This is a genomic window from Bradyrhizobium sp. USDA 4474 (assembly GCF_054057515.1).
The window spans coordinates 385,299-407,467 of record NZ_JBSRZJ010000002.1 but is presented as its reverse complement, the minus strand read 5'-3'; the positions used below and the strand labels follow the sequence as shown (position 1 = coordinate 407,467).

The window sequence follows — 22,169 nt, the reverse complement described above, 5'->3', positions numbered from 1 at the left end:
GCGCCATATCCGATAGTGATAAGAATTCCCCCCGAGAGGCTAAATCTTGAAGCTCTTCGTCTGCCAGGACTGCGGCAACATTCTCTATTTCGAGAACCGCGCTTGCGAGCGCTGCGGTCACAGGGTCGCCTTCCTGCCGGAGAAGGAGACAATGTCGGCGATCGAGCCGGATGGGGAGGGCTGGGCCACGCTGGCCGACAAGGGCAAGGGGCGGATGCTGTGCCGCAATGCCGAGTATGATGCTTGCAACTGGCTGACGGATGCCGGCGATACCACCGGCTATTGCCGTGCCTGCCGCCACAACGGCATCGTGCCCGATCTCTCCGACCCCGCGCAGCTGGCCGGTTGGCGCGAGCTGGAGGTGGCGAAGCACCGGCTGTTCTATTCCCTGATCCGCTGGAAGCTGCCGGTCCAGACCCGGCAGGACGACCCGGAGCACGGCCTGCTCTTCAATTTCCTCGCCGACGATCCGAACAGTGGCGAGAGGATCATGACCGGCCATGACAACGGCCTGATCACGATCGCGCTGACCGAGACCGATGCCATCGAGCGCGAGCGGCGCAGGCTCGAAATGGGCGAGCCGTATCGCACGCTGCTCGGGCATTTCCGCCACGAGGTCGGACATTACTTTTGGGACGTGCTGGTGCGCGACGGCGGCAGACTGGACGAATGCCGCGCCGTGTTCGGCGACGATTCCACCGATTACGGCGAGGCCCTGCGACGCCATTATGCCGATGGCGCGCCGCTGGACTGGCAGCAGAATTACGTCTCGGCCTATGCGACAACGCATCCTTGGGAGGACTTCGCCGAGACCTGGGCGCACTATCTCCACATCGTCGATACTCTGGAGATGGCAGGCGAGTTCGGCATGGAGGTTCGTCCCAAGGTCGATCGCGACGGGGAGTTGTCGACACGGATTCGGTTCAACCCCTACGAGGCAAGGGACGTCGAGGCGATCGTCAACGCATGGCTGCCCTTCACCTTCGCGATGAACAGCGTCAACCGCGCCATGGGTCTGCGCGACCTCTACCCCTTCATCCTGTCGCCGGCCGTCGTCACCAAGTTGGGCTTCATTCATGGCCTCGTCCGGGACGTGGCCAAGGATACCACCACGGACACGATCAAGGCCCCGAAGCCATAGGCCCTCCAGCGGCTCACCTGGCCCGATCAGGTCTTGCGCTGGTACGCCAGAGGCATGGCGGATTTAGACCGTTGCCTCCGGCCGATTTTGCTGTACCACGACAGGGTACGGCCCCGTCCGCTCGGCCTGCCGCCGGCCCGGGAGGGGTCCCGCCCAAGGGACGAAGCTCAAGAAAAACATGTTCAAACGCATCCTGATCGCCAACCGCGGCGAAATCGCCTGCCGGGTCATCAAGTCCGCCCGCAAGATGGGAATTCAGACGGTTGCCGTGTATTCCGAGGCCGACCGCGACGCTCTCCATGTCGAGATGGCCGACGAGGCCGTCCTGATCGGCCCGCCTGCTGCGGCCGAGAGCTATCTGGTGATCGAGAAGATCGTCGAAGCATGTAGAAAAACCGGCGCCGAGGCGGTCCATCCCGGCTACGGCTTCCTGTCCGAGCGCGAGGCGTTTCCGCGGGCGCTGGAAGCAGCCGGCATCGTCTTCATCGGTCCCAACCCCGGCGCGATCGCCGCGATGGGCGACAAGATCGAATCCAAGAAGGCGGCGGCCAAAGCCAAGGTCTCGACCGTGCCCGGCTATCTCGGCGTCATCGAGGACGACAAGCACGCGGTGAGGATCGCCGACGAGATCGGCTATCCCGTGATGATCAAGGCCTCGGCCGGCGGTGGCGGCAAGGGCATGCGCATTGCGCATTCCAAAGCCGAGGTCGCCGAAGGCTTCAATCTCGCCAAGGCCGAAGCCAAGGCCTCGTTCGGCGACGACCGCGTCTTCGTCGAAAAATTCATCGTCGATCCCCGCCATATCGAGATTCAGGTGCTCGGCGACAAGCATGGCAACGTGATCTATCTCGGCGAGCGCGAATGCTCGATCCAGCGCCGCAATCAGAAGGTCATCGAAGAGGCGCCATCGCCGCTGCTCGATGAAGCCACCCGCCGCAAGATGGGTGAGCAGGCCGTCGCGCTGGCCAAGGCCGTGAACTACGATTCCGCCGGCACCGTCGAGTTCGTCGCTGGCCAGGACAAGAGCTTCTACTTCCTGGAGATGAACACGCGCCTCCAGGTCGAGCATCCCGTCACCGAGCTCGTCACCGGCGTCGACCTCGTCGAGCAGATGATCCGCGTGGCTGCGGGCGAGAAGCTGGCGCTGACTCAGAAGGACGTCACGCTGACCGGCTGGGCGGTGGAATCGCGTCTCTATGCGGAGGACCCGTTCCGCAACTTCCTGCCATCGATCGGTCGCCTCGTGAAGTATCGCCCGCCCGCGGAAGTGATCCAGGATGGCATCACCGTGCGCAACGACACCGGCGTGCAGGAGGGCGGCGAGATCTCGATCCATTACGATCCGATGATCGCCAAGCTCGTCACACACGCGCCGTCGCGCGCCGCGGCGATCGAGGCGCAGGCGACCGCGCTCGACTCGTTCTATGTCGACGGGATCAGGCACAACATCCCGTTCCTGTCGGCACTGATGCATCATCCGCGCTGGCGCGAGGGCAATCTGTCGACCGGTTTCATCGCCGAGGAATTCCCCAAGGGATTTGCCGCGCGCGTGCCCGAGGGCGAGGTCGCGCGGCGGATCGCAGCGGTCGGTGCGGCAGTTGATCATGTGCTCGGCGAACGCAAGCGGCAGATCTCGGGCCAGCTGGGCGGCCGCGTGGTGCAGCGCGAGCGCCGCCGCGCGGTGTGGCTCGATCGCCAGGAGATTTTGCTGGAGGTCAGTCGCGAGGGTGAGGCGATCGCGATCCGGTTCATCGATGCCGAGGGCAAGGCCGGAAACGCGCATCTGTTGCAGTCCGCATGGAAGCCGGGCGATCCGGTCTGGCAGGGCACGATCGACGGTCACTTCATCGCGGTGCAGGCGCGCCCGATCGCCAACGGCATCCGTCTGGCGCATCAGGGCGTCGAGGTGCCGGTCTATGTCTGGACGGAAGCGGAAGCGGCCTCCGCGCGGCTGATGCCGGTGACGACCGCTTCCGACAGCGGCAAGAAATTGCTGTGCCCGATGCCCGGCCTCATCGTCTCGATCGCCGTGACCGAAGGGCAGGAGGTCAAGGCCGGCGAGACGCTGGCCGTGGTCGAAGCCATGAAGATGCAGAACGTGCTGCGTGCCGAACAGGACGGCACCGTGAAGAAGGTCCACGCCAGCGCCGGCGCGACGCTGGCGGTGGACGCGCTGATCCTGGAGTTTGCGTAAAGCGTGCACTTGGGGCCCTTAGCCGGGCCCCACGACAACATCATTGCGAGCGCAGCGAAGCAATCCAGACTGCCTCCGCGGAAAGATTCTGGATTGCTTCGCTACGCTCGCAATGACGGAGTATGTTGCGGCTGCGTCGCAACAGTTGAGAGGGCACCATGGCCTTTCGTTCCCGCCGCGAAAAACTCCGATCGATTTTGTCGGGCCAGGCTTGCGTCCATCCCGGCTCGGTCTATGACGCGATCTCGATCCGCATTGCCGAGGATCTCGGCTTTCCACTCGGCATGTTCGGCGGCTCTGTGGCCTCACTCGCCGTGCTCGGCGATCCTGACGTCACCCTGATCACGCTCACCGAGCTCGCCGAGCAGATGCGGCGGATGTCGCGCGCGGCAAGCCTGCCGGTGCTGGTCGATGCTGATCACGGCTATGGCAATGCGCTCAACGTGCGCCGCACGGTGCAGGAGCTGGAGACAGCGGGTGCTGCCGGCCTGACCATCGAGGACACGCTGCTGCCGGCCGCTTTTGGCGAGGCAAGAACGCAGCTGATCTCGCTGGACGAGGGCGTCGGCAAGATGAAAGCCGCGCTCGACGCCCGCGGCGATCCCGCGCTGGTCATCATGGGCCGCACCGGCGCGGCCTCGATCACTGCGATCGAGGACGCGATCAGGCGTGCCAAGGCTTATGAGGCCGCCGGAGTCGATGCGCTGTTCTTCACCGGCGTCAGGTCGCGGGCAGAGCTCGAGGCGATCGTGAGCGCAACCCATCTGCCGATCGTGCTTGGTGGTGCGCCGGACGAATTGAATGCGACCGATTACCTGGCGAACCAGCGCGTCCGCATCGCGCTTCAGGGCCATGCGCCGATCGCGGCGGCCACGCGGGCGGTGTACGAGGTGCAGAAGGCGTTGCGAGAGGGGGCGTCGCCGACAGCGCTGAAGGGATTGCCTCCGGCGGAGTTGACCAGCCGCGTCATGCGCGATGCCGAGGTAAAGGAGCGCAGCGCTGACTTTCTCGGACTGAAAAAATGAGCCGGGCAATCCTTCAGCTGATGATCCGCGGCCGCGTCCAGGGCGTCGGTTACCGGGCCTGGGTCGAGCATCAGGCGACCGCGAGCGGCCTCGAAGGCTGGGTGCGCAACCGCCGCGACGGCAGCGTCGAAGCGCTGTTCGCAGGTCCGCCGAAACTCGTTGCGGACATGGTCGCGCTGTGCCGCCACGGCCCGCCGTCCTCGCATGTCGACAACGTGACCAGCGAAACGGCGAGCGTGGATGAGTTGAACCTGCGCCGGCCAGGGGAGGCGTTCTCGGTGTTGCCGACGGTTTAGGGGCACGATCGGCGATCGCAGTGTCACTCTCCCGGGAGAGGTGAAGAAACCATCACCGCGGCAGCTTCGAAATCGCCTCGCTCAGCTCGTGGATCTCATACGGCTTGCGCAGGATCGGAAAATCGCCACGGACACCGGCGGCGGCTTCGCTATAGCCGGTGGCGAGCAGCACCGGCAGGTTGGGGCGGATCTGGCGAAGGCGGTGAGCGAGGCCGAGCCCGTCCATTTTGCCGGGCATCACGATGTCGGAGAACACGAAGTCGACGCCGTTGGTCTCGATCTCCCGCAACGCGGATTCGGCATCTGCAACCCGATGCACGCGGTAGCCGAGCTGCTCCAGCAGGCCGATGCTGACGAGGGCTACGTCGGGATTGTCCTCGACCAGCAGCACCGTGCCGCTGCCGCGCACCGGCCCCGGTTCGAGCGCTTCGACCGGTGCTGTCGCGGTTTCGCGCGGCAGCAGGATCGTGAAGGTCGTGCCCTTGCCGAGCTCGCTTGCGACCTTGACCGTGCCGCCGGCCTGATGCGCAAAGCCGTGCACCTGCGACAGACCGAGCCCGGTGCCTTTGCCGACCGGCTTCGTCGTGAAGAACGGTTCGAAAATCTTGTCGACGACGTCGGAGGGAATGCCGAGCCCGGTGTCGGCGACGGTGATCGCGACGTATTCGCCGCTATGAAGGGGATCATTCAGGACGATGTTGTGCGCGCCGATCGTCACCGTGCCGCCGTCGGGCATGGCGTCACGCGCATTGATGACCAGGTTGAGCAGCCCCGTCTCGAGCTCGGAGACGTCAGCCCTGACCGGCCAGAGGTCACGCTCGATCTCGAAGGCGAGACGAACGGCGCTGCCGACGCCCGCGTGAAGCACCTCGCGGATCGCCTCCACGCGGTCGCCGAACCGGATCGGCTGCGGATTGACGCTCTGCCGCCGCGCGAAGCTCAAGAGCTGTCCCGTCAGCGCGGCGCCGCGTCTCGTGGCCGTGTCGATCGCCAGGATGGCGCGCTGAAACTTCGAATCGTCGGGGGCGCCCTTCCTGAGGATATGGAGGCTGCCGCTGATGATCATCAGGAGGTTGTTGAAGTCGTGCGCTACTCCGCCGGTGAGCTGGCCGAGCGCATCGAACTTCTGCGACTCCGCAAGCTGCGTCTGCATCGCCTCGAGCTTCAGCTGCGTCTCGCGGCGCTCGGTGATGTCGCGGGTGATCTTGGCGAAGCCGACGAGGTTACCGTCCTCGTAGATCGGGTCGATGACGACGCTCGCCCAGAAGAAGGTGCCGTCCTTGCGGACGCGCCAGCCTTCCTCCTCGTAGCGGCCCTGCTCCCTGGCGATGCCGAGCGCGCGCGCAGGCTTGCCGTTGGTGCGATCGGTCTCGGTGTAGAAGCGCGAAAAATGCTGGCCGAGGATCTCCTGGGGCGAATAGCCCTTGATCCGCTCGCCGCCGATATTCCAGCTGGTGATGATCCCATTGGGATCGAGCATATAGAGCGCGTAGTCCGCAACTCCCTCAACCAACAGCCGAAAGCTTCGTTCACTTTCGAATAAGTCTCTCTGTTGACTGGACTTTTTGACCATTCCTAACCCCGCCTCGACCGGGACAAACGTCTCAGGGGGGCGTTTGGTTCCCGTTCTCTGGGATATTTTAAGGCAAATCGAGGGGCCGGTGTGCAAGCACGCGACGCCGCCACACGTCCCTTGACAGCCAGTCGCATCTGTCAGATATTTCTGTTATGACAGAAATAACCGGAAGGAAGAAACTCCCTGCCGCCGTCGAGCGCTTCATCCTGCATTGGGGCGACATGGGGGACCAGTGGGGCGTCAACCGCTCGGTCAGCCAGATCCACGGGCTCTTGTATCTGGCCGAGGCACCGATGACGGCCGAGGACATCGCCGACACGCTCGGCATGGCCCGCTCCAACGTCTCCAACTCGCTGAAGGAGCTGCTGGCCTGGAATTTGATCCGGCGAGTGCCGATCCTCGGCGACCGCCGCGATCATTACGAGGCCGAGACCGACATCTGGGAGGTCGCAGCGCGGATCGCAGCAAGGCGCAAGGAGCGCGAGCTCGATCCTGCGATCACCGCGCTCAGGGCCTGCGTGACCGACGCCGCCGACGATCCGACGATCAATCCGGTCGCGAGCAAACGTCTCAAGGAGATGCTCGCCTTCACCGAGCTCGCCGACCACTGGTTCATGCAGATGCTGAAAGTGCCGCGGCCGCGCCTCGTCGCCTTGATGCGGCTTGGCGAGAAGATCGGCAACCTGTTGCCGCTCGGCAAGGCCAAATAGTTCTGAGGAGGTTGTGATGACGTCGGCGAGATTATCAGGCTCCAACGCACCAACCACCGCTCACATCAAGCTGCTCGACGACCGCCGCTTTCGCGCATTGCTGTCGGATGAGGATTGGGGCCGCCTGCCGCTCGCAACGTGGCGGCGCTTCTCCAAGCGTGTCGCCGACGGCGACAGCGTGGTCTATGTCGGAATCGTCGACGAGCTCTCGTTCAGCGATATCGGCTGGTGGTTTGCGCAAGCCGCGCGCCTGATTGGGGGCCCGCTGCCCACGGGGCGCGACACAGGCGTGCCCATGATCGTCACCGTCACCGAGGACGGTGCGACCGGCGGCCAGACCTGGACCCGCATTTGCGCGCGCAAGCGCGGCTTTCCGCAGGTGATCCACTCGGCAAAACGCTTTGCTGGCCCGACCGGGCTCGAGGAATATGTCGGCTTCGGCGTCTCGATGGCGCTCCGTATCGCGGTCGAATGCGAGACGTTGACCTTCCGCAGTGCCGCCTATGGCCTGCAGTTCGGGCGCCTCTGGATCCCGCTGCCGCAATGGCTCACGCCGGGCGATCTCACGGTGACGCACAGCGATCTCGGCGAGGGCGCATTCCGTTTCACTCTCGACGTCATCCATCCGCGTTACGGCGCGCTGATCCACCAGTCCGCCGTGTTCAGGGAGGCCGTGTCATGACCCCGCTCTTGTGGACGCTCATCGCCATCCAGATCGTGATGGGCGTGTTCGACACCTTCTATCATCACGAATTCACCGAGCGCCTGGCCTGGCGACCGTCGCAGCGCTTCGAGCTGAAGCTGCATGGCATCCGCAACATGCTCTATGCCCTGCTGTTCCTGCTGCTCGGCTGGTTGGAGGTCCATGGCGTGCCGGCGTTGCTGATCGTCGCGGTTCTCGTCGCCGAGATCGTCATCACGCTGATGGATTTCGTCGAGGAGGATCTGAGCCGGAAGCTGCCGCCGAGCGAGCGGATCAACCACACGCTGCTGGCGATCAACTACGGCGCCATTCTGGTGCTGCTGCTGCCCGTGCTGATCGATTGGGCGATGCAGCCGTTCGGCATGAGGGTCGTCCATCAGGGCCTGCTCAGCATCGCCGCGAGCGCCTGCGCGGTCGGCGCGGCACTCTGCGGCATCAGGGATTTTGCGGCGATGCGCCGGCTCGGCCGCATGAAGACTTTTCCCGCGGAAGAACTTGTCGAGAAGATCTCCGGCCGCAAGACCGTGCTGATCACAGGCGCGACCGGCTTCATCGGCAGCCGCCTTGCGGCGAGCCTCAGCGGAGCAGGGCACCACGTCATCGCGCTGATCCGCAACCCCGCGAAGGCGGAGATGCTGCCGCCGCCGGTGACGCTGATCACCAGTCTTGATCAGCTCGCCGCGGACACACCTATCGACGCCATCGTCAATCTCGCCGGCGAGCCGATCGGCAATGGGCTGTGGACCGAGACCAAACGCGCGAAGATCATCGGCTCGCGCGTCGAGATGACAGGCGAGGTCGTCAAGCTGATCGCGCGGCTCGCGCGCAAGCCCGAGGTGCTGGTCAGCGGCTCCGCGATCGGCTGGTATGGGTTGTGGGCCGACCAGGTGCTGACCGAATCTGCCAAGTCGCACGCCTGCTTCAGCCACGAGCTGTGCGCGGCCTGGGAGAAGGCGGCACGGCCGGCGGAAGAGCTTGGCGTGCGCGTGGTCTTCTTGCGTATCGGACTCGTGTTGGGCACCGAGGGCGGCTTCATCACGCGCATGCTGACGCCGTTCGAGTTCGGGCTCGGTGGTCCCATCGGCACCGGGCGGCAGTGGATGTCCTGGATCGAGCGCGACGATTTGATCCGGCTGATCGCCTATGTGATGGCGACGCCCGATCTCACAGGGCCGGTCAATGCGACTGCGCCGATCCCCGTGACCAACGCAAAATTCACCGAGGAGCTCGGCCGCCGGCTGCACCGGCCCGCGGTGTTCCGCATCCCCGGAGGCATCTTGCGCCGGATCGGCGGCGGCTTTGCCGACGAGCTGCTGCTCGGCGGTCAGCGCGTGCTGCCGAACAAGGCGTTGAGCCGCGGTTTTGTCTTCCGGCACGAGACGCTGCGCAGCGCGTTCGAGGCGATTCTGTGAGGTGTCAGGTGGAGGCTGCACTCCGGAACGTCGCTGCCACCGCACGCAGGGCGGCGAGCTTGGCGGGGGCGCTGACCTTCGAATGCAGCATCACCTTCGAGCTGCCGAGCTTGGGCAGCTTGTGCGCAGGTCCGACGTCGATCAGCCCGGGAGCTGCGATCCGCCGCGCCAGCGGTGCGACCGCGAGGCCAGCAAGCGCAGCGGCAACGACCGCCGTCACCCCGCCGCCGACGAAGCGCTCACGCCAGGTGACGCCGGCCTTGTCGAGCGCACGTACGGCAATCGCGCGAACGCCGCAGGGTGGGGCGAGTGTTGCCAGCGGCAGTGGCTCGCCCTTCGGCAGCGTGAAGCGGCGCGACGCGAACCAGCCGAACTCATCCTCGGTTAGTTTTTCGCCACCGCGACGGCTGCCTTCCTGGCGCACGATCACCGCATCCAGCTCGCCCGCATCATAGGCATCCTGCATCTGGCGCGAGAAGCCGATGGTGACGGCAAGCGTCAGGTCTGACGACATCGTATGCAGCCGTTCCAGCAGCGGCACCAGTTCAGGGCCTGCCGCATGGTCGGAGATGCCGAGCGAGAGCGACTGCGCGGCCGCCGCCTCGCCCGAGAGCGCACGATCATGCGCCGCCATCAGAGCGCGGGCGCGCTCGAGGAAGCCCGCGCCCTCGGCGGTGAGACCGACGGCCCGGGGCGAGCGTTCGACGAGACGTTTGCCCAGCAGCGCTTCCAGTCTCTGTAGCTTGAGGCTGACGGCTGCCTGTGTCGTGCCGAGCGCCTCCGCGGCGCGGGTGAAGCTCTGGAGGTCGGCGACCAGCAGAAAGGCCTGGACCGTCGCAATATCGAGTGTGGCTTTCATTATGATGTTTTATCACTGCTATCTATAGAGATAAGATACCAAAATGATGCGGGAAGGTCTAGCTTCTCATCAACGCCGCGCAAACAGCGCGACATCCTGAGGAGAACGACAATGCCGCTGATCACCGTGTCCTACAGCTCGTCCCGCCAGTCGCCCTCGCTGAAGTCCGACATCGCGAGCGCCGTGTCGGAGCTCACCGCAAAAATCCTGCACAAGGACCCCAAGGTGACCGCCGTCATCGTGAAGTCGGTCGATGCAGATGACTGGTTCGCCGGCGGGAAGTCACTCGCCGAGCAGAAGCTCGCCAGCTACTGGATCGACATCCACGTCACTGAAGGCACCAACACCAAGGACGAGAAGGCAGCCTACCTCGCCGCGATGTTCAAGCGCATGGCCGAGATTTTGGGCCCGCTGCATCCCGAGACGTATCTGCATGTCGACGAGGTCAAGGGCGACGCCTACGGCTTCGGCGGCGTGACCCAGGAGCGGCGCTACATCGCCGGCAAGCTCGAGGTGTCGCTGAAGGCGGCGTGATGATGCAAGCCGCGGGTGAGCGATCCCGCCCGCGGCCCGTTCGTCAGCTTGCTGCTCGGAACTGAACGACGGACTTGTTCAGGAAGCAGGTCTTGTCGAACAGTTTCAGGTCGAGCGGGTTCGGAAGCCTGACGTCACCGAGATCAGGGCAGGGCTTGATCGCGGGATCATAGGAGCGGTCGATCTGCGAGATGAAGACGACGATCAGCCCCTTGTCGCGCGCGAAGGATTTTAGCGCGCGCACCTGGACCGTGAGGTCAGGGTTCGCCCTCCGCTGGTCGAGCAGCTGCAGATAGTCGATCACGAGGACGGTGCCGCGTGGCGCCGCGGCCATCTGCTTGACGATGTAATCGGCGCTGATCGCATCAGAGCAGTCGATCTCGAATAGCTTGTCGAACTGCGCGGGGGGCGCGCCGATCGCATGCAAGCGATCGATCACGTCCTTCTCGGTGTATTCGAGCGAGAAGAATGTGGCGCGATGGCCTGATTTCATGGCCTCCACGGCAAGCTCGAGACTCATCAGCGTCTTGCCCTGACCGGGCCGGGCGCCGACCAGCACGAGGTCGCCGGGCGCAAAATGCGGAAACAGCTTGCTCGCCGGGGTCAGCGCTGCGGCCTTTGCTGCCAGCATGCTCCAGGCGGAAAAGCCTTGCGTCGTCGCGACGCGGTCGAGCGCATCGTGCAGCGGAATGCCTTTCTCGCGGGACAGGCGCTTGGCTTTTCGCTTGAGATGATAGATCGGCGCAGACAATTTCATCGTCAAACCTCCTGATGCGAGCAGAAAGCGCAATCCCTCCTTATGCGTGGCGCTCGAACAGTCGGCCGATGGTTTAGTCGCCCGGTATGATCTGTACTTTCCCGGCGGAGGGGGGAGGCGTAGGCGGCACCTCATACAAGCGTACCCGATTCCCCGCCGGCGGAGAACGCGCGTAGCGCGCCTCCGACAGGAATGTCAGGCGGCGGCTTCCGGCAGCAGCGCGCGGGTCGGCCCGAACAGCTCTTCAAACGCCTGCCGAAGCGCGACATCGACGTCTTCCATGGTCACGAGCTGGCCGAGATCGACCAGCGATGTGACGCCGAAGCGGGGATCAGCGACGCCGCAGGGCACGATCCCGGCAAAGTGCTCCAGCTCCGGCTCGACATTGATGGCGATGCCATGGAACGAGACCCAGCGCTTCAGCCGCACGCCGATTGCCGCGATCTTGTCCTCGTGCTCGGCTCCCTTGTCCGGCCGCTTCACCCAGACGCCGACCCGGTCCTCGCGCCGCTCGCCGCGCACGTTGAAGGCGGCGAGCGTTTTCAGAATCAGTTCCTCAAGGCTCGCGACATAGGCCCGGACGTCAGGCCGGCGGCGCTTGAGGTCGAGCATGATGTAGGCCACCCGCTGGCCGGGGCCGTGATAGGTGAGCTGGCCGCCGCGTCCGGTCGAGAAAGTCGGGAAACGGGGATCGATCAGGTCGCTTTCCTTGCCTGAGGTGCCGGAGGTGTAGAGCGAGGGGTGCTCGAGCAGCCAGACCAGTTCCGCCGCTTGGCCGGCCGCGATCGCGGCGACTCGCGCCTCCATGGCCGCCACGGCTTGCGGATAAGGCACCGGCGCGTCCGAGATGAGCCATTCGACAGGCTCGCCGCCGGCGGCGGAAAACGACGTCAAATCGAGCTCTTGACGCTGGTTCTGGCGAGGGTTTTGCGGCGAATTAACCATTGGCTAACCATAACGGGGTGATGATCACAGGCGCAAATGCCAAGTCTCTTGATCCCAAGTCTCTTAGTCTCGGTTTCTTCTTAGTCCCAGTTTGCGGCGGTCCTGACAGTGCCCACACTCGATAAAGTCACCGTGGATCTCACGGTTGTCCTCGGGACGACCACCATGCCGATCCATCAAGTATTACGTCTTTCCCGCGGCGCCATCATCGAGCTGGACGCAACCGAGGCCGACGAGGTCAAGGTTCTCGCCAACAATCTGCCCGTGGCATCCGGAGTCGTCCTGGTCGATCGCAACCGGATCGCCGTCGAGGTCAAGCAGATGCTGCCCCGGACGCCGGGCACGCGGTAGCGGCCTGGCCGCGCGGTAGCGGTCCGGGGACCGGCAGGCCCGGGGACCCGGCAGCCCGTTGGCCAGGGCCAAAAATTTCCTGCCAAGCTTGTGGAATTCAGGGCCTCGGCAGGCTTGTACCCCACTGATGGATTTGTTAGATCGGCGCCGTTGATGCGGCAGGCCTCAAGCCTTCAGCCGGCATTCCCAGCGCTCGTGGCGGAACTGGTAGACGCGCTGCCTTGAGGTGGCAGTGAGTAAAATCGTGGGGGTTCGAGTCCCTCCGAGCGCACCAAGTAATAAGTCTTTGTTAGAGCAGAGATTTCGCGGCTTTCTGTTCCCGCATTGTTACTGAATGGGCATGTATTGCCTTTCCGGCGCAATCCTTCGGTTCTTGATCTTGCGGGTCTCGTTCCAGCGCTAACTCCCTTGGTTGGTCGTGTCTTCATTGTGCCAGCTCCTCGCTGAGCAAGAACATGACTTGCTCGTGAGAGGGCAGTTGCGTAGGCGAGCGTCGTAATCGGCGGGCTCTCATTCACCTACAGCTCGCTGAGGCCGAGCCCGCAGGCGCGCGCAACTCCGGCTTTGCGAGCTGGCGCGCATAGACCCATGTCGACGAGGTTACCCGCAAACGAGTCTTCGCCGGCACGGCCGACGGCAGCGAGGCGATCGTCTCCTGCTTGCGATTTCCTGCTGAGCCGCGATCGTCCGATCGCGGTGGAACGGGCGGTCAAGGCCATCCGGACACCGTGGCGAAGGACCGTGCCGATGAGCTCGGCCGATTGCTCGATGCACATCCCGACTTGAGCGACGCCCGCGGCGACAGGTCCTGGCGGCGAACGGCACCACACGTGGCTTGGCGCAATCGCACGGACTGCGTGCGGCTGCTGCTTGATCGCGGCGGGACGTTTGCATCCGCGACTGCACCGACAACGCACATCCCCTGCGTTCGCCGGAATGGGGTGGCTCAGCACGTCCGGCTTCGCGCGTCTCCAAGCGGAGAAGATCGCTGCCAATGTCGCGCCGACGTCAAGCCGGAATAGGTTCACATCCCGATTTTTGGTCGGGGCCGTAATCTTCCGGTTTTGACACAAGTTAACCTAATGTGGTGAAACCTAAATACACTTCTCTTGGTTGCAAACGAGTCTGCGATTGCGACGAACCCGATTTCGGCTGGCAGCAACGTTGCCGGATCTGCTCAGCGCCTCAGATGCAGACTTCATGACAATGCCAGGCGGGCCGCGGCGATTGATTGCCTTCGCTGAGGCGAGTGCAGCGACCAAAGCCCATTGGAGATCCAGCCGTGGTACGATTGCATGTCGAACGCTTCATTCGTAGCCGAATTGTCCGACGATCCCTCGCGCTCGGCATCATCGCTCTGAGCGGATGGGCCCTGTTGCCGTATGTGACCTACAGAATCGCTCCCTCCGCCTTTGTCAACGCCGAGCTCATGCGAGTGACTGCACCGATCGCAGGTCAGCTCGCCTCTGATCTTCCACGCAAAGGTGAATATTTTCAGCGCAGCCGGGTCGTGTCGCTGGTCGAGGCACGTTCGCCGGATCGCCGGCACCTCATTGACCTCGATCAGCAGCTCGCCATGTCCACCAAACGCGCCGAGCTCGTACGTCGGCAACTTGGGGAAATCGCCGAGCTCGATCGCAAGCTCCGCGAGCGCAGCGAGGATTATCGTTTGGGGGCGATAGCGCGCCTGAGCCACGAGATCGGGGAAACGGAGGCTGAAAGAGGCGGCTGTCTCGCCGAGGCGCGGCAGCGGAACGAAGTCGCGGGCCGGATGGAGAAGCTCGTTAAGCTCGGCATCAGTTCACAGATGCGTTCTGCCGAGGCGCAAGCTTCTGAGGAGGCAACCGTAACGCGGTGCCAGATGGCCGATGAACGCCTGCAGCGCTTCAAGACCGAGTTGGCGGCGGCCGAGAAGGGCATTTATCTTCGTGGCGATGCCAATGACGTACCCTATTCTCAACAGCAGCGCGAGCGGCTTGTTCTCCGTCGCCAGGAGCTTGAGACGGACCTGTTGCAAAACAGCTCACGTTCCGCGCAGCTGGCCGCAGAAATCGCAGCGGAGCGCGCTCGCCTTGATCGCCTTGATCACTACGATCTGTCGCTGCCTGCAGCTCACGTGGTCTGGTCGGTCGCGGCCAGCCCGGGCTCGATGGTCACGGAAGGGCAATCGGTCTTTGATTTTGCAGATTGCGAACGCCGCTTCATCGTTGTTGAACTGCCCGAGCGCGATTTCGAGAAGATCAAGCCCGGAGATGCGGCGACTGTCCGCCTGATCGGGAGTCGAGAGTGGAAGACCGGCCAGATCCGGCAAGTTCGCGGCTCGGCGGCGTACGCGGATGATCGCCTGCTCGCGGCTCGGGTGCCGCGGCCTGATCCGGGCAATATTACTGTTGAGATCTCGTTGCCACCAAACGAGACGGCGGCTGACCACAACGGCTCCTGCGACATCGGACGGTTGGCCGAAGTGCGCTTCGAGCGCAGAGCCGACGGGCTGCTTCGATTGGTCAGCTCGAAGCTGATATGGCTGACCGCGCGGCTGGACCTCGACCAGTCATCCCTGTGAGCGAGAGATTCCGTGCAGCTCGTGACTCTGTCTCTCGCCCAGCTGTTCGCGCCGATGCTGGGCGTCTTCGCGGCGATGTACCTGTTGGCGCCGACGTTTGCAGTCGCGCGCCTTTGGGCGCGTGTCGCCGTTTTTGCCGCGGTTTGGCTCGTCGTTGCCCGCTATCTCGAATGGCGGATCTTCACCACCGTGCTGCCGGCAAGCGGGACCTGGTATCAGGTCGGCTGGATCTGGTTCTGTCTCTTCGTTGAGCTCCTGACCTTCACGGATCAGTTCATTCTCTATCTGACCTTTCTTCGCAGGACCGATCGCCGCAGCGAGGCAGATCAGCACGAACGTCGGCTTCGCGGCCTGCGGGATGATGGGTTGCCCTCGGTCGACGTCTTCATTCCAACCTATGACGAGCCGTTCGAGGTGCTGGAAAAGACGATCACCGGCGCACTCTGTCTGGACTATCCGAATTTCCAGGTCTGGGTCCTGGATGATGGTCGCAGGCCCTGGCTCAAGCAACTCTGCGAGCACAAGGGTGCCGGGTATCTCACCCGTTCCGACAATTTGAATGCGAAAGCCGGCAACATCAATCATGCGTTGACGATGACCGGTGGCGAGTTCTTCGCGATCTTCGACGCGGACTTCGTGCCGCAGCGCAATTTCCTGATGCGCACAATGGGCTTCTTCGCCGATCCGAAGATCGGAATCGTTCAGATCCCGCACGCCTTCTATAATGAGGACCCGATGCAGGCGAATCTAGGCCTGCACAGGGGACTGCCGGACGAACAACGCTTCTTCTTCGATTCCATCATGCCCGCGCGGGACGGCTGGGATGGTGCCTTTTGTTGCGGGTCCAACTCGGTCACGCGTCGTGCCGCACTCCGCGCGGTGGGCGATTCCTTGCCGACCCAGTCCATTACTGAAGACATCCTGCTGACGCTGGTCCTGCTGCGCCAAGGCTACGTCACCCGTTATCTCTGCGAACCGCTGGCAATTGGATTGGCGCCGGAAAGCCTTGGCGCCTTTTTTGTGCAACGGCAACGCTGGGCGCGTGGCGCGATCCAGACTCTCTATCTCGCCGCCGGCCCGCTCGGCCCCGGACTGAGCTTGATGCATCGGCTCCTCTTCTTTCCGACGCATTGGCTCTCATTGGGCTTGAGGGCGCTGATGGTCGTGCTGGTTCCGATCGTATTCATGTGGACCGGCCTCGCGCCTGTCGTCGACGTCACCCCCGAATCGGTCTTCTATTACTTGTTTCCCGCGATCCTGGCGCTCAACGGGGGTATCTCGTGGTTCGCGCCGCACGCGCATTTTCCACTCGCTGCTCAGGTGTCGGCGACCATCCAGAGCTTCAAGATTCTACCCACGGTGCTCGGGACTCTCGTCAAGCCGAAGGGACATGCGTTCAGGGTGACGCCCAAGGGAGCCGCCGCGCGGTGCGCAAGCTATGCTGCCGAGATATTCTGGCCTTCGGCGGCCCTGATGGGGCTGACAGTCGTCGGCCTCGTTCTGAACACCATCCCGGAATGGCGCATCATCGACCATCCGGCCGCCTTGCCGATGGTTGCCTTCTGGTCGGTTGTGAACATCGTCGTGCTGTTCTTCGTCTGCATGACCTCGCTACAGGCGCGGATGGGACGCTCCGAGGAACGCTTCGATGTCGACGAATCGGTCTTGATCCAGACTGAGACCGGTGAGCTGCTTTCCGGGCGCATGAGCAACATCTCCCTTTCCGGCGCTGGCGTCCTGCTCCATTCCAGCGTCGACTGTCCTCGCAGCAAGGAACTGCGCGTACACATCATGCAAGTGGGCTGGATCGACGCGATGATCGTGCAACAAAGAGGCCAGCTCGCCGGGCTGCAGTTCAAATTGCCTCAGTCGCTTGAACGAGACCTGTTGATCCGCAAGCTCTTTACCGTCGGCCGCCTGAAGGAGAAAGGTCTCATCGCGTGGTCGGTGAACAGAACGATGCTCAAGAGCATCTGGTCAATGACTGCGCCGTTGCCTCAGGTTGAGGCAAGTGGCGCGAAACCCGCAGCGCCTCGGCCGGCTGAGCGTCTGCCGGCCGAGAGCCTGGTCATCCGGCCTCAACCGCGGAGCGGCGATTTGGAACATCTCGCCGGAATTAGAAGCCTGCACCCGACAAGTTTCACCAGAACCCGGCTTAGCCCGGGCATCGGTTCGGTGCCCGAGGTCGTCGACTGAGCTGATGGCGTTGATCCCTATGCTCATCGTCCGGTCTGCTCGAACCGCGGGCGATATTGCCGTCGGAACCGCGGTAGCCAGGGGGAGTGCGGGCAGGAAGCGGTTCTTGCGATTGTCGCGCAAAGCACGCCGGTGCCTAGCCATATTCCTCGCCGATCCCGTATTCCCGGTAGATTTCGAGCGGGTCGAGATCGGGGAACAGGCGGCATTTGGCCTGCGCGAGGTGCAGGCTCACGGCCGCCGGCTCCTTGCCGTTCGACAGCAGCTTGCGGATGTCGTCCATATGCGCGCTCGGCTGGTGCTTCTCCTCCAGCTGCTCCAGCGCGACCAGTGCCGTCGCGAGCGCCTCGGTCAGGACCCAGTCGTCGTGGCCCGTGATTCCCTTTTTCGGCATCGGCAGATCCCAGTCCGCACACCTCTGGCGGTGGCAGCCAGTCTACCGTAGCTTCACTCAAATCTCCACGCGGCGTGGTGGCTCGCACAACGCCGGGCAGTTTCGCGCTCTCGCTTGCATTATGACGGAGTGCGGCTAAAAGGCGGCGGCGCGCGGGCGACGATGTCGTTGTTGAAACAAAGTTGGCGTAGACGGGACTTGCGCGACCTCTCGCGGCTGGAGCCAGCATGGTCTTTCTAAGCTTCGTCTACCGCTTCCTGACCAATTTCCTGTTTCTGGCGATGGTCTATTTCAGCCTGAACTACGTGGAGAAATACGAGCACCGGGCGGGCCTGGCGATCCTCGTGCTTGTTTACACCGGCATGCGCGCGGCCTCGACGCTGCGTGCCTTCTACTTCTTCCAGAAGATCGAGAAACTTGAAGCCGAGGCGCGTCGCCTGCAAGCGCCGATCAACGACGGCGCCGGCGGAACCGCCGGGCGCAAGCAGCTCGTCGTCGATGTCGCGCGGCTACGCCGCGACGGCGAGCTCAAGTCTTATATGGACCTGTTCTTCCTGGCGCTGATCGTGCTGCTCTGCGTCGCCGCCATCATGCGGCAGTAACGGCTTTACTCAGGCGCGTTTTTTCACACTGGTGGCGACGCGGGTCGGGCGGGGCGCCGCGGTCTTGGCTTGAGCAGCGTGCTTCGGTGCGGCATGCGCAGTATGGGCGCTTTGCCCAGTCCTCACCTTTCCAGCCTTGCCCTTGCGGGCAGGCGGCGCCTCGGCCGCCATCGCGAGTCTCGTCGCGGCGCGCCGCGACAAGGTCGCCGACAGCAGCACCTCGACCGAGCCCTCCGGGATCGCGAACAGATCGCGACCGGGTGCGGGCAGGGTGGCCGCGACATCCGACTGCGCCATGGTCTTGCGCGGCAGCAGCAGCGGCTGGTGCGCCGTCTGCGCGTTGAGGTCGGCAAGACCGGGCGCCGGCAGCGTCGCGGTCTGCGTGAACACGAAATTCGGCACGGCAGGCCAGCGCGCGATCGGCGTCGTCTCTGTCGGCGGATGCAGCAGCCACTCCACCGGCGTGGTCGGCGTCGCCGGCCGGTCGGCGGTCGCGGGCACGACATGCACGATACGATAGCCGCGTGCCTTGAGGTCGCGGATGATCTTCGGCAGCGCTGTCACCGTGCGCGCCTGGATGTCATGCAGCAGCAGGATGCCCTTGCCCTTGGCCTCCAGCCGCTGGATCGCGAGCTGGTAGACGCGATCCGGCGAGATGTGGCGCCAGTCGTCGGCCGGGAAGTCGGCGCTCCACACCTGAATGCCACGGGAGATCAGCAGATTTTCAACGCCGTCGGCGCGCATCAGGCCGGGGATGCGGAAGAACGGCGCCAGCTTGGATGGATCCGTCATCGCCGCTGTGGTCCACTCGATGCCGCCGTTGATCTCGGCCTCGGCCTTCTCGATCGGCATCCGGTTCATCGTCAGCGGATGGGTCATGCTGTGCGTGCCGACGGTGTGGCCCGCCGCGACCAGCTTGCGCACGCCTTCCGGGTTCGCCTTGGCCTGCTGGCCAATGATGAAGAAGGTCGCCTTGATGCACTCGTCGGCGAGAATCTGCAGCACCTGGTTGGAATATTTCGGCAGCGGACCGTCGTCGAAGGTGAGGACGACCTCGTGGTCCTTCAGCGGCAAGGTCTCGCGGTACTGCATGGTTCCGACGCGCGGATGCTCGCGCGGATCGACGACGAGGGTGCGGGAAGTGCCGAGGGCATCAGGATGTCCCGGGCAGTCGGCCGCGAAGGCTGCCGTGGTCACAAACCCAGGGAGCAGGACGGTCAGCAGGACGGCCCACGATCGCGTCCGAAAAACAACGCTACTTCCGATCATGAACTCCGTGTGCCTCATCTGCGTCGGCTGCAATATCCGTAGCTCGGAATTGCCCGGAAACGGTTCAGGCGCAAAGACCTTTCCCGCCCCTCGATCATTGCATGGCGTAGCATGAACAGAGTGTTAATAGGGCTCAAATCACCCCATTTTGCGCCCGCGTGACATTCCGGCATCAACGCGCCTGGGCGTCCTTTTGTGATGTGTCCGCCGGCACGATATGGACGATGTGGAAGCCGTTCTCCCGCAAAAACCGCAGGAAAGCCGGCATCATGGCCGCTGTGCGCGCTTGGGCGTCGTGGAACAGTATGATGCCCTTGCCGGCGGCGGTGATCCGCTCGGTTATGAGCTTCAATTCCTGTTCCGGCGTCATGTCGTTCCAGTCGCTCGCCCAGAGATCGGCGCCGAACACGACGATGCCGCGCTCCTGGAGCAGGTCGAGCTGGGCCGGCGTGGATTCGAAATAGGGGAAGCGGAAGAACGGCGTCGACGGCGTCGAGGTCGAGACCCCGTGCAGCGCCATCTCGTCGGACGCGATGCCGTGGTCGATCTCGTACCTCGCCGCATCGGCCGGGATCCGCGCCATGTACGGATGCGACCAGGTGTGATGGCCGATGGTGTGGCCCTCTCGGGCGATGCGCCTGACCATCTCAGGATGTTCGGCGGCGCTCCGGCCCACCAGGAAGAAGGTTGCGCGCACGCATTCCTGCGCCAGCGCCTCCAGCACCTTCGAGGTCGTCTTCGGACGGGGGCCGTCGTCGAATGTCAGCACCACCTCATGATCGGCGAGCGGCAGTGTCTGCGGAAAGCTCTTCAGGCCGACGCGCGGCGTGGTCTTGGCATCGACGCTCAGGATCCGCGAGGTGCCGAGCGCATCCTCCCGCGGGCAGTCCGCAGCCTTCACCGAGCCGATCGCGCTGAGGGCGGCGAGAGCCAGGCCCCATGTGATCGAGGTCCATTTTGGCCGCTTTATCTTTGCCATTGCGCTCCAGATTGCCTTGCGGGTATTGCCTGACTGTCAGCCCAAACCATCAACCTGTCAAACGGCGAGGCGCACCATGGATGAACGGATGGATGACGCCGCTTCCGCCGACACATCGGTACTCGACCACGTCCCGATGCGCAATGAAGACGGCGAAATCAGGCAGGAATTCGTCGAGGAAATCGCCCATGCGATCGAGGCCGCAGACAGCGCCGCCTTGCGCGCCTGCGTTGCCGATCTGCACGAGGCCGATCTCGGCGATCTCATTGCGGCGCTCGCGCCCGACGATCGTGTCCGCCTGGTCGAGTTGACCGGAACCGACTTCGACTTTTCCGCACTGAACGAGGTCGACGAGACCGTCCGCGATGAGATCCTCGACGAGCTGCCGCCCGAGACGGTGGCCGAGGGCGTCCGCGAGCTGGAATCCGACGACGCGGTCGAGCTGCTCGAAACCCTCGATGAGGAGGAGCAGGAGGAGATTCTCGAGAAGCTGCCGCTCCAGGAGCGCGTCGCGCTCGAGCGCAGCCTGCTCTATCCGGAAAACTCCGCGGGCCGGCGCATGCAGACCGAGTTCATCGCGGTGCCGCAGGACTTCACCGTCGGGCAGGCGATCGACTACATGCGCGATACGCCCGATCTGCCCGAGCGCTTCTACGAGATCTACGTCGTCGACAAGGACCAGCACTGGCAGGGCGCGGTTCCGCTCGACGTGCTGTTGCGCGCGCGACGTCCGGTGCCGCTGACCGAGCTGACCGACGAGGATCGCCGCCGCGTCTCCGTCCTGGAGGACCAGGAGGAGGTGGCGCGCATGTTCGGCAAGTACAACCTCGTCGCGGCACCCGTGCTCGATACCCAGGACCGCCTCGTCGGCGTCATCACCGTCGACGACGTCGTCGACGTTATCGAGGAAGAGGCGGACGAGGACCTCAAGGCGCTCGGCGGCGTCACCAGCGACGAAGAATTGTCGGACACGTTTCTCACCATTGCGCGTGGCCGTTTCAACTGGCTGCTGGTCAATCTCGCCACCGCCTTCCTGGCGTCATCCGTGCTCGGCCTGTTCGAGGGCCAGCTCGAACAGATGGTGGCGCTCGCGGTGCTGGCGCCGATCGTCGCGAGCCAGGGCGGCAATGCCGCGACCCAGACCATGACGGTTGCGGTGAGGGCGCTTGCGACCCGCGAGCTCGGCTCCTCCAACGCCTGGCGCGTGGTGATCCGCGAGACGATGGTCGGTCTCGTCAACGGCGTCGGCTTTGCCGTGATTACCGGCATCGCCGCGGTGGCCTGGTTCAAGATCCCGGGTCTCGGCATCGTCATCGGGCTCGCGATGATCTGCAACCTCATCGCCGGCGCGCTCGGCGGCATCCTGATTCCGATGGCGCTCGAACGTGTCAGGGCCGATCCGGCGGTAGCGTCGGGCACGTTCGTCACGACCGTGACCGACGTGGTCGGCTTCTTCTCCTTCCTCGGCATCGCGACGCTGTGGTTCGGGTTGAAGTAGGTAGAGCTCTTGGGGGCAGCTCTCCTCGTCATTGCGAGGAACTCTTGCGCTGAAGCAATCCAGACTGCCGCCGTGGAGGGACTCTGGATTGCTTCGCTGCGTTCGCAATGACGGGCCGGGGGGCGGGGGCACGAAACCATTTTTAATCCGACCTTAAGCGTGCTG

At 64.0% G+C, this 22,169-nt stretch carries 20 protein-coding genes and 1 tRNA gene; 14 read left to right on the top strand and 7 right to left on the bottom strand.

The window, feature by feature from the left end; all coding sequences use genetic code 11:
- The first annotated feature begins 46 nt into the window (after positions 1 to 46).
- The 4 genes from ACVW16_RS03640 (at position 47) to ACVW16_RS03625 (ending at position 4,656) form a co-directional block, all read left to right on the top strand.
- Positions 47 to 1,141 (top strand): zinc-binding metallopeptidase family protein, encoded by a 1,095-nt coding sequence (locus ACVW16_RS03640; RefSeq protein WP_456704014.1) that lies wholly within the window; start codon positions 47 to 49, stop codon positions 1,139 to 1,141.
- 178 nt (positions 1,142 to 1,319) lie between these two features.
- Complete coding sequence (locus ACVW16_RS03635) at positions 1,320 to 3,335, top strand: acetyl-CoA carboxylase biotin carboxylase subunit (protein WP_456735403.1); 2,016 nt, start codon at positions 1,320 to 1,322, stop codon at positions 3,333 to 3,335.
- A gap of 158 nt (positions 3,336 to 3,493) precedes the next feature.
- Positions 3,494 to 4,360, top strand: a complete 867-nt coding sequence (locus ACVW16_RS03630; RefSeq protein WP_456735402.1) for an isocitrate lyase/PEP mutase family protein — start codon at positions 3,494 to 3,496, stop codon at positions 4,358 to 4,360.
- A complete protein-coding gene (locus ACVW16_RS03625) occupies positions 4,357 to 4,656 on the top strand; it encodes an acylphosphatase (RefSeq protein WP_456704011.1) in 300 nt (99 codons plus the stop codon). Before ACVW16_RS03630 ends, ACVW16_RS03625 begins: the two co-directional genes overlap by 4 nt.
- A 52-nt stretch (positions 4,657 to 4,708) precedes the next feature.
- Here the strand turns inward: ACVW16_RS03625 and ACVW16_RS03620 are convergent, their stop codons facing one another.
- Positions 4,709 to 6,229, bottom strand: a complete 1,521-nt coding sequence (locus ACVW16_RS03620) for an ATP-binding protein (RefSeq protein ID WP_456704010.1) — start codon at positions 6,227 to 6,229, stop codon at positions 4,709 to 4,711.
- Positions 6,230 to 6,384: 155 nt separating this feature from the next.
- Here ACVW16_RS03620 and ACVW16_RS03615 point away from each other — a divergent pair, with 155 nt between their 5' ends.
- Genes ACVW16_RS03615 through ACVW16_RS03605 form a run of 3 tightly spaced genes read left to right on the top strand, consistent with a single transcriptional unit; the run spans position 6,385 to position 9,057 of the window.
- On the top strand, positions 6,385 to 6,942 hold the full coding sequence (locus ACVW16_RS03615; protein ID WP_456735401.1) for a GbsR/MarR family transcriptional regulator: 558 nt from the start codon (positions 6,385 to 6,387) through the stop codon (positions 6,940 to 6,942).
- A gap of 16 nt (positions 6,943 to 6,958) precedes the next feature.
- A complete protein-coding gene (locus ACVW16_RS03610; protein ID WP_456735400.1) occupies positions 6,959 to 7,624 on the top strand; it encodes a DUF4166 domain-containing protein in 666 nt (221 codons plus the stop codon).
- Positions 7,621 to 9,057 carry a TIGR01777 family oxidoreductase gene (locus tag ACVW16_RS03605; RefSeq protein ID WP_456735399.1) on the top strand — a complete coding sequence of 479 codons (1,437 nt, stop codon included), beginning with the start codon at positions 7,621 to 7,623 and terminating at the stop codon, positions 9,055 to 9,057. The genes ACVW16_RS03610 and ACVW16_RS03605 overlap by 4 nt, the downstream gene beginning before the upstream one ends.
- 4 nt (positions 9,058 to 9,061) lie before the next feature.
- Here the strand turns inward: ACVW16_RS03605 and ACVW16_RS03600 are convergent, their stop codons facing one another.
- Complete coding sequence (locus ACVW16_RS03600; protein WP_456735398.1) at positions 9,062 to 9,916, bottom strand: LysR family transcriptional regulator; 855 nt, start codon at positions 9,914 to 9,916, stop codon at positions 9,062 to 9,064.
- A 111-nt stretch (positions 9,917 to 10,027) separates the two neighbouring features.
- On the opposite strand from ACVW16_RS03600, the gene ACVW16_RS03595 reads away from it, so the two are divergent.
- Positions 10,028 to 10,450 (top strand): tautomerase family protein, encoded by a 423-nt coding sequence (locus ACVW16_RS03595; protein WP_456735397.1) that lies wholly within the window; start codon positions 10,028 to 10,030, stop codon positions 10,448 to 10,450.
- A gap of 43 nt (positions 10,451 to 10,493) precedes the next feature.
- On the opposite strand, the gene ACVW16_RS03590 is transcribed toward ACVW16_RS03595, so the two are convergent.
- Both ACVW16_RS03590 and lipB read right to left on the bottom strand, forming a co-directional pair.
- Positions 10,494 to 11,207, bottom strand: a complete 714-nt coding sequence (locus ACVW16_RS03590; protein ID WP_456735396.1) for a DNA helicase — start codon at positions 11,205 to 11,207, stop codon at positions 10,494 to 10,496.
- A 195-nt stretch (positions 11,208 to 11,402) separates the two neighbouring features.
- Positions 11,403 to 12,152 carry a lipoyl(octanoyl) transferase LipB gene (lipB, locus tag ACVW16_RS03585; protein WP_456735395.1) on the bottom strand — a complete coding sequence of 250 codons (750 nt, stop codon included), beginning with the start codon at positions 12,150 to 12,152 and terminating at the stop codon, positions 11,403 to 11,405.
- A 108-nt stretch (positions 12,153 to 12,260) separates the two neighbouring features.
- Here lipB and ACVW16_RS03580 point away from each other — a divergent pair, with 108 nt between their 5' ends.
- The 4 genes from ACVW16_RS03580 (at position 12,261) to ACVW16_RS03565 (ending at position 17,262) form a co-directional block, all read left to right on the top strand.
- Positions 12,261 to 12,503 carry a FliM/FliN family flagellar motor switch protein gene (locus ACVW16_RS03580; RefSeq protein ID WP_456704002.1) on the top strand — a complete coding sequence of 81 codons (243 nt, stop codon included), beginning with the start codon at positions 12,261 to 12,263 and terminating at the stop codon, positions 12,501 to 12,503.
- Positions 12,504 to 12,692: 189 nt separating this feature from the next.
- Positions 12,693 to 12,777: transfer RNA gene (locus ACVW16_RS03575), tRNA-Leu, on the top strand.
- Positions 12,778 to 13,785: 1,008 nt separating this feature from the next.
- Entirely contained in the window at positions 13,786 to 15,066 is a 1,281-nt protein-coding gene (locus ACVW16_RS03570; RefSeq protein ID WP_456704001.1) for an HlyD family efflux transporter periplasmic adaptor subunit, read from the top strand.
- A 189-nt stretch (positions 15,067 to 15,255) separates the two neighbouring features.
- Entirely contained in the window at positions 15,256 to 17,262 is a 2,007-nt protein-coding gene (locus ACVW16_RS03565; protein WP_456735394.1) for a glycosyltransferase, read from the top strand.
- 136 nt (positions 17,263 to 17,398) lie between these two features.
- On the opposite strand, the gene ACVW16_RS03560 is transcribed toward ACVW16_RS03565, so the two are convergent.
- Entirely contained in the window at positions 17,399 to 17,656 is a 258-nt protein-coding gene (locus tag ACVW16_RS03560) for a hypothetical protein (protein WP_177243547.1), read from the bottom strand.
- Between the two features lie 227 nt (positions 17,657 to 17,883).
- Between ACVW16_RS03560 and ACVW16_RS03555 the strand changes: the two genes are divergently transcribed.
- Entirely contained in the window at positions 17,884 to 18,258 is a 375-nt protein-coding gene (locus tag ACVW16_RS03555; protein ID WP_456703998.1) for a hypothetical protein, read from the top strand.
- Between the two features lie 9 nt (positions 18,259 to 18,267).
- On the opposite strand, the gene ACVW16_RS03550 is transcribed toward ACVW16_RS03555, so the two are convergent.
- Entirely contained in the window at positions 18,268 to 19,527 is a 1,260-nt protein-coding gene (locus ACVW16_RS03550; RefSeq protein ID WP_456735393.1) for a polysaccharide deacetylase family protein, read from the bottom strand.
- A gap of 172 nt (positions 19,528 to 19,699) precedes the next feature.
- Positions 19,700 to 20,506, bottom strand: coding sequence for a polysaccharide deacetylase family protein (locus tag ACVW16_RS03545; protein ID WP_456735392.1), 807 nt, complete (start codon positions 20,504 to 20,506; stop codon positions 19,700 to 19,702).
- Between the two features lie 76 nt (positions 20,507 to 20,582).
- Between ACVW16_RS03545 and mgtE the strand changes: the two genes are divergently transcribed.
- Complete coding sequence (gene mgtE / locus ACVW16_RS03540) at positions 20,583 to 22,004, top strand: magnesium transporter (RefSeq protein WP_456703995.1); 1,422 nt, start codon at positions 20,583 to 20,585, stop codon at positions 22,002 to 22,004.
- Positions 22,005 to 22,169: the final 165 nt, after the last annotated feature.